11 protein-coding genes, 3 tRNA genes and 2 rRNA genes are annotated in these 12028 nt (G+C 54.9%); 3 read left to right on the top strand and 13 right to left on the bottom strand.

Going from position 1 to position 12028, the window contains the following annotated elements; genetic code table 11:
• Window positions 1-133 precede the first annotated feature (133 nt).
• Both O3648_RS06480 and O3648_RS06475 read left to right on the top strand, forming a co-directional pair.
• Window positions 134-454: a glutaredoxin domain-containing protein gene (locus tag O3648_RS06480; protein WP_279741945.1), complete on the top strand. Its 321-nt coding sequence runs from the start codon at window positions 134-136 to the stop codon at window positions 452-454.
• A 1-nt stretch (window position 455) separates the two neighbouring features.
• On the top strand, window positions 456-1274 hold the full coding sequence (locus tag O3648_RS06475; RefSeq protein WP_371569152.1) for a shikimate 5-dehydrogenase: 819 nt from the start codon (window positions 456-458) through the stop codon (window positions 1272-1274).
• A gap of 377 nt (window positions 1275-1651) precedes the next feature.
• Here O3648_RS06475 and O3648_RS06470 read toward each other — a convergent pair whose 3' ends face one another.
• Window positions 1652-2194, bottom strand: a complete 543-nt coding sequence (locus O3648_RS06470) for a rhomboid family intramembrane serine protease (protein WP_279788227.1) — start codon at window positions 2192-2194, stop codon at window positions 1652-1654.
• A gap of 398 nt (window positions 2195-2592) precedes the next feature.
• Entirely contained in the window at window positions 2593-3120 is a 528-nt protein-coding gene (locus O3648_RS06465; protein WP_279741948.1) for a peptidylprolyl isomerase, read from the bottom strand.
• 173 nt (window positions 3121-3293) lie between these two features.
• On the opposite strand from O3648_RS06465, the gene O3648_RS06460 reads away from it, so the two are divergent.
• Window positions 3294-3629: a hypothetical protein gene (locus O3648_RS06460; protein WP_371569148.1), complete on the top strand. Its 336-nt coding sequence runs from the start codon at window positions 3294-3296 to the stop codon at window positions 3627-3629.
• A 270-nt stretch (window positions 3630-3899) separates the two neighbouring features.
• Here O3648_RS06460 and rrf (O3648_RS06455) read toward each other — a convergent pair.
• The 11 genes from rrf (O3648_RS06455) to gyrA form a co-directional block, all read right to left on the bottom strand.
• Window positions 3900-4016, bottom strand: a 5S ribosomal RNA gene (gene rrf / locus O3648_RS06455).
• Between the two features lie 3 nt (window positions 4017-4019).
• Window positions 4020-4092: transfer RNA gene (locus O3648_RS06450), tRNA-Ala, on the bottom strand.
• A 91-nt stretch (window positions 4093-4183) separates the two neighbouring features.
• Window positions 4184-5365, bottom strand: a complete 1182-nt coding sequence (locus O3648_RS06445) for an acetamidase (RefSeq protein WP_279788225.1) — start codon at window positions 5363-5365, stop codon at window positions 4184-4186.
• Between the two features lie 206 nt (window positions 5366-5571).
• Window positions 5572-6024: a DUF3349 domain-containing protein gene (locus tag O3648_RS06440; RefSeq protein WP_279741950.1), complete on the bottom strand. Its 453-nt coding sequence runs from the start codon at window positions 6022-6024 to the stop codon at window positions 5572-5574.
• A gap of 50 nt (window positions 6025-6074) precedes the next feature.
• Window positions 6075-6380, bottom strand: coding sequence for a hypothetical protein (locus tag O3648_RS06435; protein WP_279741951.1), 306 nt, complete (start codon window positions 6378-6380; stop codon window positions 6075-6077).
• A 2-nt stretch (window positions 6381-6382) separates the two neighbouring features.
• Complete coding sequence (locus tag O3648_RS06430; protein ID WP_371569144.1) at window positions 6383-7612, bottom strand: anion permease; 1230 nt, start codon at window positions 7610-7612, stop codon at window positions 6383-6385.
• Window positions 7613-8168: 556 nt separating this feature from the next.
• Window positions 8169-8285, bottom strand: a 5S ribosomal RNA gene (rrf, locus tag O3648_RS06425).
• A gap of 3 nt (window positions 8286-8288) precedes the next feature.
• Window positions 8289-8361, bottom strand: a tRNA-Ala gene (locus tag O3648_RS06420).
• Window positions 8362-8505: 144 nt separating this feature from the next.
• A tRNA-Ile gene (locus O3648_RS06415) sits at window positions 8506-8579 on the bottom strand.
• Window positions 8580-8763: 184 nt separating this feature from the next.
• Window positions 8764-9345, bottom strand: a complete 582-nt coding sequence (locus tag O3648_RS06410) for a DUF3566 domain-containing protein (RefSeq protein ID WP_279788223.1) — start codon at window positions 9343-9345, stop codon at window positions 8764-8766.
• Entirely contained in the window at window positions 9345-11975 is a 2631-nt protein-coding gene (gene gyrA, locus O3648_RS06405) for a DNA gyrase subunit A (protein WP_279788222.1), read from the bottom strand. The genes O3648_RS06410 and gyrA overlap by 1 nt, the downstream gene beginning before the upstream one ends.
• Window positions 11976-12028: the final 53 nt, after the last annotated feature.

The following is a 12028-nucleotide window of genomic DNA, read 5'->3' as shown; positions in this document are numbered from 1 at the left end:
CGCCCTATGAGGACCTCTCCCCCACCCCTGTAACCTCAGGCTATGCTTGATATGTCAATTTTATTAAGCTACGCTCTCAGGCAGGTTTCAGCGCCTCCTGAAGACCGCGGAGCACCCCATCTATGGAGGAACCATGTTTGAACGTCAGCAGTCCGATCAGCAGAAGGCACGCGAGGTCATGAAGGATGGCGGCGTCGTCATTTATTGGCGTCCCGGCTGTCCTTATTGCGAGGCTCTGGATTCTAAGCTGGGTGAGCTGGGCGACCACGCTACCTGGGTCAACATTTGGGAAGACCCGCAGGCTGAGGCACACGTGAAGTCCCTCAACGACGGCAACGCAATCGTTCCCACCGTGGACACCGGCGACACCCACTTTGTGGTTGCTGACCTGGTGAGCCGCAACAAGGTGAAGAAGCTGATTCAGAACACTCTCGACGCTGGCGGCGAGGCTTAAGATGGCTCGCCCTGCGCTGAACCGCGATACGGCGATCTGTATTTCTCTGTCTGGTCATCCGTCAAATCACGGCATTAAGTTCCATAACTATCTGTATGAGAAGCACGGTCTGGATTATCTATACAAGGCGATGACCACCACTGATATTGAGGGTGCTATCGCCGGCGTGCGTGCACTGGGTATTCGCGGCTGCTCGGTGTCTATGCCGTTCAAGCAGGCTGTTATTCCGCTGATAGACGATATGGATCACTCGGCTGCGGTTATTGGTGCAGTAAACACGATTATGAACACTGACGGCTTCTTGAAAGCGTACAACACGGATGTGATTGCGGTAGCTTCCCTGCTGCGTTCGCATAATGTGGATCCGTCGCTACCGTTCCTGCTGCGTGGTTCCGGCGGTATGGCGGCGGCTGTGGCTGGCGCGTTCTTTGACGCAGGCTTCTCGCAGGGCATGATTATAGCCCGCAACGAGAAGACCGGCCGTGCGCTGGCTGAGCGTTACGAGTACGCCTGGGCACCGGAGGTGGGCAATCTGCGAGCGCCAATTCTGGTGAACGTGACCCCGATTGGCATGGCTGGCAGTGAGGAGAGCGAGGAGCTGTCTTACCCGCAAGAGGCTATTGCTGAGGCGCAAGTGGTCTTTGATGTGGTGGCGATGCCCGTTGAGACTCCACTGGTGCGTGCAGCTCGCGCGGCAGGTAAGGAAGTTATTCACGGCGGTGAAGTGATTGCTCTGCAGGCTGCTGAGCAGTTCCGTCTGTACACCGGTGTGGAGCTCACTCCCGAGGAGGTTGAGGAGGCGGAGGCTCAGGCAAATTAGGTTCGCGCCCGCTGCTTCTTTGCCCCGTGAGGGGCTCGATACGTGAAAGTGCCCGGAAAGTTGATCTGTCCGGGCACTTTTTATTTTCTCCGGTGCATAGCACCGGAATTTTTTTGTAATTACACACACCCTGGTGTTTAAAGTTTTCCACATCTGTGGAGAAATCTGGGGAAAACTCTTACACCCGTGTAATTCAGCCTGTGTAATTCGATTGTTTTAGCCTGTATCTACAGATTTTTAACCTACACTCACAATCGTGGAATTACACGAATGTAGTTATACACAGTGTGGAAAACTACTGTGGATAACGTATATCAGTGTCGGATTTCCGCGGTTTTTCAGGCTCAATACCTGCCGTTGAGCCACTCCTAAGGGCTTTACGGCAGCGGATTCGAGGACTCGGGCTTCTTCGCAAAAGGAAAAAGTAGCAGCGTCAGCAGTACGCCGCCTATAAAGCCACCCGCGTGGCACGCGTGGGAAATATTTGACGAAGTCAAAAGGCTATAGATGACATTTACCGCGGTAATCATGGCAAACACACGGGCGGTGTCCTTCTGCTTCATGATGATCAGTAGGGTCAAGAACGAACCCATCAGGCCAAAAATACCTCCGGAGGCACCCACCACACTGGTTGCAGGAGCCAATACATACACGCCGATGGCTCCAAAGACGATTGAGCCCAGATACACGAAGAGGAACTTCCAGCGGCCCATCATGCGTTCGAGGGACACGCCGTAGATAAACAGATTAATCACGTTCCACACCAGGTGCATCGGGTCATTCTGCGAATGCAGAAAACCATAGCTAATGATGCGGTAGTACTCGCCGTGCTGGACGTAGGGCCACCAGATGGCGCCATGTTTAACGACCCATTGGCTGGGGATGATCTGTTGCAGGCCGTAAATCGTAGCGGTTATCAAAATGAGCGTGTAGCTAATATGCCAATGGTGCGCCAGGAAGGAGCCCGGCGCCTTCGAGCTGCCGCCCGTGAGATCGCGGTAGCAATCGGGGCAGACCATCCCCACGTCCAGTGCCACCTGGCATTCGCCGCAGACAGTTCGATTGCAGCGCCCACACTGGGCGTAGCTCACGTGGTTGGGGTGGTTGATGCAGACCGTGGGGGTCTGTGCATAGCCTGCGTAGTTGGGAAAGTTCTCCACTGAACCTCCAAAGGTTGTGTACCAGTTCATCCGAAGGTGGTGTATGTGGGCATATAAGCGCAGGGGCCCACCGGAAGAATCCTGGCGGGCCCCTGAACTATACGTGTTTTCTCAATACCTTCAGCAGAATGCTTGTATGAGCTTTCTGATCGGGTTTGTTAGAGCTTTTCGATATCGATCGAGGAGATGACAACGTCCTTGACCGGGCGGTCCTGGAAGCCGGTCTCAACGCCCTCAATAGCGTCAACAACCTTCTTGGATGCCTCATCGGTAACCTCACCGAAGATAGTGTGGCGACCGTTCAGCCAGGGGGTCTCAACGGTGGTGATGAAGAACTGAGAACCGTTGGTGCCGGGGCCTGCGTTAGCCATTGCCAGTAGGTAGGGCTTGGAGAAGGAGAGCTCGGGGTGAATCTCGTCCTTAAACTGGTAGCCGGGGCCACCAACGCCCATGCCCAGGGGGTCGCCACCCTGAATCATGAAGTCCTTGATGATGCGGTGGAACACGACGTCCTTGTACAGGGGGGTGTTCATGATTTCACCGGTGCGGGGGTGCTTCCACTGACGGGAGCCGTCAGCCAGACCGATGAAGTTTTCAACAGTCAGCGGTGCGTGGTTGCCGAAGAGCTCGACGATGATGTCACCGTAGTTAGTGTGGATAGTTGCCTTAGCAGTTGCATTAGTCATGGCTCTATTGTGGCACGGGGCGGTGCTCATTCGCCATCTAACATATTTTTTCGCCCCGGGCGCACCGTTGGGCGGGCTTTTTGGGCGGGAATTGAATATCCTGAGAGGTGAACACTACGCGCGCGGCGGCGTTTTCTGGTTGCTAGCGCATTTTAACCGATGGAGGTCACCCTATGTTCTGCTGCAAGAAGCGTAAGGCACGCAAGGCTGCTAAGGCTCAGGCTATCGTCTCTTCTCTGGCTGCTGTTGAATCCGCGCTGGAAGGCAAGACCGCTGAGATGTTCGCTGAGAAGCTGACCGGCAACAAGAAGGCCCTGAACAAGGCTCGTAAGGCTACCACGAAGACCGTTCGTTCCGCTGAGAAGGAACTAGCTCGTATTGAGCGTAACGGCGGCAAGCGCCCCCGTAAGGGCCTGGCATTCCTGGGTCTGCTGGTTGCTCTGGGTGTTGCGGGCGCTGCAGCCTATAACGCAGCTCGCCCCGTGGAGGACCCCTGGAAGAACGCATAAGCGTTATATTCCCCATTTTTCCTCTCTACACGTTCTGAGACGCCGCTAGCGGCGTGAGGGAGTGCTTTATGAAAGATAGCCGCCCGCTAGAGTTGTACTCTGGTGGGCGGCTATTTATTTATTTATTTTTTTAGGGGGGGCAGAGGCAAAAGGAGGCGCTAGAGATAGAGCACTAAATCTCCTTGGGTGCACCCTGCTGTATTTCCCTGAGATACCCGGATATACAAAGAACCCCATGTCTTTCAACATGGGGTTCTCGGTTGAAAAATAAACCGGCAATGACCTACTCTCCCACACCCTCAAAAGTGCAGTACCATCGGCGCGAAGAGTCTTAGCTTCTGGGTTCGGAATGGAGCCAGGCGTTTCCCTCTTGCTATAATCACCGGAAAGTGGAGGCGAGGGGACTCGAACCCCTAACCCTCTGCTTGCAAAGCAGATGCGCTACCAATTGCGCCACGCCCCCGTGGTGCCCTACTAGTCTATAACACCTTTTACGACTTCACCAAATCCTCAGGTGCATTTTTTTAGTTAAACCCATCACATTACTGAGGGATTTAGGTAATAACCTCACCCGGCACTGTCGCCTCACGCTTCGTCAGAGCCTGCAGGGAGGCACTAACTTCCTGCAGGTACTTACGAACCGCAGTGCGTTGTGCCTCCTTCGCAGTCTCCTCCTTCGACTCAGGAGCCGTGAAACCCACCTTAAACCCATCCCGCTGGCTCGCCGACGGATATTTCTCGCGAGCATTCCACACCAGTGAGAACGACGCCAAAGTGTTGAGCTCCTTCTTCGTGGCAGCCTTCGACAACACATCAGTGACCGTTGCCACACGCGAAGACTCGGCAACACTCACCGAAATCTTCGACTGCGCACCCGAGGGCAGGCTCAGTGCCTTCTCCGGAGCCAACTGAATATTCAGGTGAATCTGCTGCACCCTCTCGTTCTTCAAATCCAGCTCAGCCAGAGTACGGAAACGCTTCATCAGGGATTCATAGTTCTCATCAATCACTGCAGTATTCAGATGCAGCTCATCTGCCAGCAGGCCCACCTGGGCGTAGCTCGCAGTCGTTCCCAGAGCCGCGTTAGCGGTCAGCACCTTCAGCCACTGCTCTTCCTTCAGGATTGCCGATTCGTTCACGCGTAGCGGGCTCACCGGCGCATCCGTCACCGTATGAGCAATATTCTGCGGGTCATTCGCCAAGTCCACACCTCCGTAGGTGACGCTCAGCCGATTCAAAGAACCGTAGACAGACAGGTTTGTCAGCGCTGTAGCAGCCACCGGCAAATCGGCCTGTGCCGCCTCCGTGAGGGAGAAAGAACCCACCAGACGCAGATCCTGCTCACGGCGCCCCTGACCCACATAGATACGCCCCAGCGACTCAATCTTCAGGTAGCGGGTATCGATATTTTCACGAATCAGACGCTCGCGGCGCGCCAACAGCTTCTCGGTTGAAACCACCGCTGCCGCATCCTCGCCCAGCACTCCGGTTGCCGCAATCTGCGGCATTGCGGCGAGCACCCCGGTGGCGGCAACCACGCCGCCTGTCAGAAGCAGTGAGCGGCGGGGCACCACGAGGTGGCGCATCTGCCCGGCAATAGCCTTGCGAGCGGCATTTACGCGAGTAGATGGGGTCTGAGCAACAGAGTCCTCAGCGGCAACCGATGCCGCCTCAGAAGAGCCCTGAGCGGATGTAATGTGAGAGTTCTCGGGTTCAGGGGTAGGTGAAGAAGACACAGAATCTCCATAGTGAGAGCGAGCGCAAAGCCCACCGGCGGTTTGAGGGGAGTGAAGTCCCTCTAGAATACCGCTCGCGTCCTTACATCTGCTAAAGAATCGCGGCGCATCAATCACAAGGGCATAAAGAAAATCTATGGGGTGGACTCAGTCCACCCCATAGATCATAAGCTTCATGAGAGCTCTGAACTCTCAGCACAGATTATTTAGGCTTCCTCAACCGAAGCAGCGTTCGGAGCCGGGATATTAGCCGACTCAGCAGCAAGCTCCGCAATGCGAATCTCACCGGTCGTCGGATCCTCATACGCAACATACTCGGTGCCGCCTGCGAGGGGCTCTGCATCCTCGTTCACGTGATTCTCCGCAATTAGGAAACCGTGAGCACCAAGAATCTTAGCGACACGATCAATATCCTGAGGAGTCGGAGTATGGTCCACCACGCGACGCATGTACTCATTAATGCGCTGGTCACTGACATATGCCTCACCACGGGCAGCGCGAGACTGCATGAGCTGACGAACAACTTCCTGCAGCTGCTCATCGGTCAGACGCATCTTCAAAATAGCCATCACTGCCGCACGGTCCTGCACCGGAACATCCTTGGGATACCCGATGCTCAGCCAGTCGATTACTCGAGAGATTATGCTCTTATCAGGCACCGAGCCCCTCCTTCAAAGCAGTCATCATATGCAATTTAGTGTTCACGGGATTAGTGGCCTCCACCGGTTACGCCGAAGATATTCCAGCCGAAAGTGTGGTCGATAAAGTCCTTAGCGACCCAGAGAATACCGATGATTACGATTGCTACGATAATAGCAAAAATGCAGGACGCGGCAATCTTCGCCATCGTTCCCGGAGGCTCAATTTCCACAAGCTTGCCGTCCGCCGTGTATTCGGTACGACCGGCCAGCAGACGCAGACCCATCGCATACAGTGCCGGAAGGCCCGCACCGAAGAACAGACCGGCGATAAACACCGGAATGACCTTATCTAGAATGTCGATTACGTACTGCATGGCTACGAACCTGCCTTCTCAGTAGCAAGAGTCTGAGCTTCTGCGGATACTTCAGCGCTGGTGACTGCAGCGCCTTCCTTTTCATCCCAGTCGCCAGTCACATTCGAAGCATCAATGTTGTCCTTCCGGGAATGGCGCCACATCAGGAAGCAGAAGATAATCAGCAACGCAAACACGGTCATTTCGCCAACAAACTGAGTACCGCTCAGAGTATTCAGGCCGTGACCAATCAACCAGGTCAGCGCACCTACAATTGCGGCAGCCGGCAGAGTAATCAGCCAAGCAACCACCATACGGCCAGCAACATACCAGCGAACCTCAGCGCCCTTACGACCCAGGCCACTACCCAGAATCGAGCCGGATGCCACGTGAGTGGTGGACAGTGCCATACCGAAGTGCGAAGAGGTCAGAATAATCGCAGCAGACGCGCCGTCAGCAGCAACGCCCTGAGGGGTATCCACCTCAACAATGCCCTTACCGAGGGTACGGATAATGCGCCAGCCGCCCAGGTAAGTACCCAGGGCAATAGCAACAGCACAGGCTGCCTTCACCCACATGGGAATCGCATCGTCATTGTTCAGGGTGCCCGAAGCAACCAGAGCCAGGAAAATCACGCCCATGGTCTTCTGCGCATCGTTGGTACCGTGTGCCAGAGACATCAGGGAGGCGGTCGCAATCTGTCCCTTGCGGAAACCACCGTGCTTACGGTCATCAGCAACCGGAGCAGCAATACGGTAAACCAGCCAGGTACCGGTTGCTGCCACGATAGCCGCGATGACGGGGGAGAGAACCGCGGGAACAATAATCTTGGATAGAACGCCCATCCACTGCACTCCGTCAAAGCCGATAGCGACAATAGCCGAACCAATCAGGCCACCGAACAGAGCGTGCGACGAGGAGGAGGGAAGACCCAAAAGCCAGGTCAAAACGTTCCAGAGGATGCCGCCAACCAGGCCGGTAAAGACGATGAGCATCAGCGCTGAACCATCCGTCGCTACATCGATACGGTCTAGGTTCACGATACCGCTACCGACCGAGCGTGCCACCTCAACGGAGAGGAATGCGCCCACAAGGTTCAGGGACGCAGAAAGCGCCACGGCGGTCTTAGGCTTCAGAGCACCGGTTGCAATGGAGGTTGCCATCGCGTTACCGGTGTCATGGAAGCCATTCGTAAAGTCGAAGGCGAGCGCGGTAAGCACCACGATCACGAGAATAATGAGTTCTGTAGTCACAAGAAAATTATCTGTCGGTTTTCGCGAAATCTAAAGTATTCCGGATTAACACGAAATAACAGATGAACCCATATCTATTTACGGGTTTTCGTGAGGGTTTCACTGGAGAGCCTACATTTTAGGAGCAAAAACACTGAAATTCCGCGGCAGGATAGGTGCACCCAACAGAATATTTAAGTTGGTTTATGTGGCTTAAGCGTAGATGTGGGGGAGAGGGGCGATTATATCCATCGATAGGCTAAAGTGTGTTCACCAAGTGTTCACCTTCAGGAACCTCCCAGCTTTCTTTTTTGTGACTCATCTTTATTATTCAGACCTCATTTATCCCTCATTCACGCCCAAGCAGCACCCTTTTCGCTGCAGATGTGGGTTTCGATCAACTGTACTTGCCATCACACGCCAAGATCACCAAGCTACAGTCAAGAGCTCCCCTCAAAGACCGCAAGCATACATAGGTCAGATACAACATGGGACAGATGCCCAGATTGCCATATACCAGCTTCAGCATACAACAAAAGACCCCGCATCTTTCGATACGGGGTCTTTTTCAAAAATAAACCGGCAATGACCTACTCTCCCACACCCTCAAAAGTGCAGTACCATCGGCGCGAAGAGTCTTAGCTTCTGGGTTCGGAATGGAGCCAGGCGTTTCCCTCTTGCTATAATCACCGGAAAGTGGAGGCGAGGGGACTCGAACCCCTAACCCTCTGCTTGCAAAGCAGATGCGCTACCAATTGCGCCACGCCCCCGTCTCAGCGGAAACCACTGTTTAGTTATTCTTCCAAGCCTTCACGACTTCATTGCTCTGATACTTCTTCAAGATCTTCACAGTGACACACGAAATAACAGTAAGAATCAATAATCTCTTCATTATTGCCTTTCATAGTGTGGAGTGGGCGTACCAAGAATCGAACTTGGGACCTCTTCGTTATCAGCGAAGCGCTCTAACCGTCTGAGCTATACGCCCTCCCTCTGCGGAATTTCTTCCGTAGAACGAAATATAACTATACAGGTTTTTGAAGGTAACACCAAACCAAAAAAGCATGTTCTGCATCACATTTAATATCGAAGGTTCCCGAGCATACAGAACGAGCGGCACCGTCTCCATCGGAGACAGTACCGCCCGCACACAAAGCTCAAAAAGCTACAAACTAGGACTCATCGCTCAGAGTCAAGGTCACGCCACCAACCAGCTTCGCAGCCAGGTTGTAAAGAATCGCGCCAATCATACCCAGCAGAGTAAAGACTACAGTATTGGCCACAGCAAAAATAGTAGTCACCAAAGCAACCTGACCCAGCGAAATCATCTGCGAAATATCTACAGCAGTCGAACCGGTACCCAGAGAGCTAATCAGCTGGTTCACACCGACAAACGCGCCAGAAGCCTGCAGGAACAGCCACAGAATCACCGAAGCCACCACAGTCACAATGCCCAGAGCAATAGACAGCAGGAAGATCAGCTTAGCCACCGACCACGTATCAACCTTCTGAACCACCAAACGCGCGCGACGAATCTTCGAACGCGGCGCCGGACGCACCAACTGACGGCGCGAACCGGTCGGACGCATAGTCTTTACAGGGCGCTTGCCAGCAGGACGCTTAGCGGTACCGCCAGGACGAGCCTGACCCGAACGCGACTGAGCCGGGCGACGCGCACCAGCCTTAGCCGCACCCGAAGACTTGGATGCGCCAGCCGACGCCGAACGCTGTGTCGACGCAGGAGTGCTGCTCATTAGTTACCTCCAGTAGCGGTGAGATCGGCAGTTGCCGCTTCACCCTCGTTGTCCGTACCGGGCGTCTCAGAAGACTCCGAAGCCTCGGTGTTCTCAGTGGTTTCATCGTCGCTATCATCCAGCTGACGATCCTGGTTGCGCGCAACACCAATAATAGAATCGCCCTTACTGGGCTTTGCAAAGATAACACCCATAGTATCGCGTCCCTTCGCGGGAACCTCATTCACGTTCGAGCGAACGACCTTACCGCTGGCCATAACCACCAGCACCTCGTCCTCTTCATCCACAATGAGGCCACCCACCAGGGCACCACGATCCTCAACTAGCTTAGCAACCTTAATGCCAAAACCGTTACGGCCCTGCACGCGATACTCATCCACGCTCGTACGCTTCGCGTAACCACCCTCAGTGACCACGAAGACGAAGGAGCCCTCAGTGACCACATTCGCAGAAATCAGCTCATCGCCCTCACGGAACTTCATACCGGTCACACCGGAAGTGGAGCGACCCATCGGACGCAGCGACTCATCATCAGCGTGGAAGCGCAGCGACATACCGTTACGCGACACCAGCAGAATATCGTCCTGAGCCGACACAGTGAACGCCGAAACAACCTCATCGCCCTCACGCAGGTTAATCGCAATCAGGCCGGCAGTACGGTTCGTATCGTAATCGCTCAGGCGGCTCTTCTTCACCATACCGCCGCGAGTAGCAAGCACCAGGTACTCAGCATCGTCGTAACTCTTCAGCTCCATGACCTGAGCAATATGCTCGCCGCCCTGGAACTCCAGCAGGTTCGCAATGTGCTGGCCCTTCGCGTCACGGCCAGCTTCCTGCAGCTCGTAACCCTTCGCACGGTACACGCGACCCAGGTTCGTGAAGAACAGAATCCAGCTGTGCGTAGTGGTCACAAAGAAATGCTCCACCACATCATCACCGCGCAGAGAGGCACCCTTAATACCCTTACCACCTCGGTGCTGGCTACGGTACTGATCACTGCGGGTGCGCTTAATGTAGCCGCCGCGAGTAATCGTAACCACGACCTCCTCCTCAGGGATGAGGTCCTCCATGGACATGTCACCGTTGTAGCCGTACATAATCTGGGTGCGACGCTCATCGCCGTAGCGATTCACAATCTCGCCCAGCTCCTCAGAGATAATCTCGCGCTGGCGAGTCTCCGAGGCAATAATCGCGTTGTACTCAGCAATCATACGCATCAGCTCATCGTGGCGATCCTGAATCTTCTGACGCTCCAACGCAGCCAGACGACGCAGCTGCATGTTCAGAATTGCCTGCGCCTGAGCTTCATCAATCTGCAGGAACTCCATCAGGCTGCTACGCGCCTCATCAGCGGTGGGGGAGCGGCGAATCAAGGCGATAACCTCATCCAAAGCATCCAGAGCCTTCAGTAGGCCACGCAGGATGTGCGCCTCTTCCTCCGCCTGACGCAGACGGTAACGGGTACGACGAACGACAACGTCCATCTGGTGATCCACCCAGTGACGCACAAACGCGTCCAGGGACAGGGTACGCGGCACACCATCAACAATGGCGAGCATATTCGCGGAGAAGTTTTCCTGCAGCTGGGTGTGCTTGTACAGGTTGTTCAACACAACCTTCGGGGAAGCATCACGCTTGAGCACAATCACCAGACGCTGACCGGTACGACCCGACGTCTCATCGCGCAAATCCGCGATGCCGCTGACCTTACCGTCCTTGATGAGCTCAGCAATCTTAATTGCTAGGTTATCCGGGTTTGCCTGGTACGGCAGCTCGGTCACCACAAGACAGGTACGACCGTGGATTTCTTCCACGTTGACCACCGCGCGCATGGTAATGGAACCACGACCGGTACGGTACGCATCCTCAATGCCCTTGGTGCCCAGAATCTGTGCACCGGTGGGGAAGTCGGGGCCCTTAATGCGCGCCATCAGCGCGTTCAGCAGCTCATCATTGGTGGCGTGCGGGTTCTTCAGGAACCACTCCACACCCTCGGCAACCTCACGCAGGTTATGCGGCGGAATATTAGTCGCCATACCCACAGCAATACCCGAAGAACCGTTAACCAGCAGGTTCGGGATGCGTGAGGGTAGAACGGTAGGCTCCAGGGACTTGCCGTCGTAGTTGGGCTGGAAATCAACGGTGTCTTCGTTGATATCACGCACCATCTCCAAGGCAATGGGAGCCATCTTGGTCTCGGTGTATCGAGGCGCTGCAGCACCGTCATTACCCGGAGAGCCGAAGTTACCCTGACCCAGTGCCAGCGGATAACGCATAATCCAGCTCTGAATCAGACGCACCAGAGTGTCGTAGATAGCGCTGTCACCGTGGGGGTGGAACTGACCCATCACATCGCCGACCACGCGGGCGCATTTGTTGAAGGATCGGTCCGGACGGTAGCCGCCATCGTACATCGCGTAGATCACACGGCGGTGCACCGGCTTGAGGCCGTCACGCACATCCGGCAGGGCACGACCGATAATAACCGCCATCGCATAGTCCAGGTAGGAACGCTGCATTTCAGTCTGCAGGTCCACCTGCTCAATGTGACCGTGGTGGTCTACGCTTTCAGCACCACCATTGCTGACTACGTCAACCTCGGTGGTCTCATTCTGGTGTTCTTCGCTCATAACTTTCTCATTTGTTTATGCCCCATAGAGCCATATACCTCATTTGACATATG

The sequence above is a fragment of the Rothia sp. 27098_8_161 genome, assembly GCF_041432905.1.
In the GTDB taxonomy this organism is placed as follows: Bacteria; Actinomycetota; Actinomycetes; order Actinomycetales; family Micrococcaceae; genus Rothia.
This window is presented reverse-complemented; position numbering and strand designations above follow the sequence as displayed.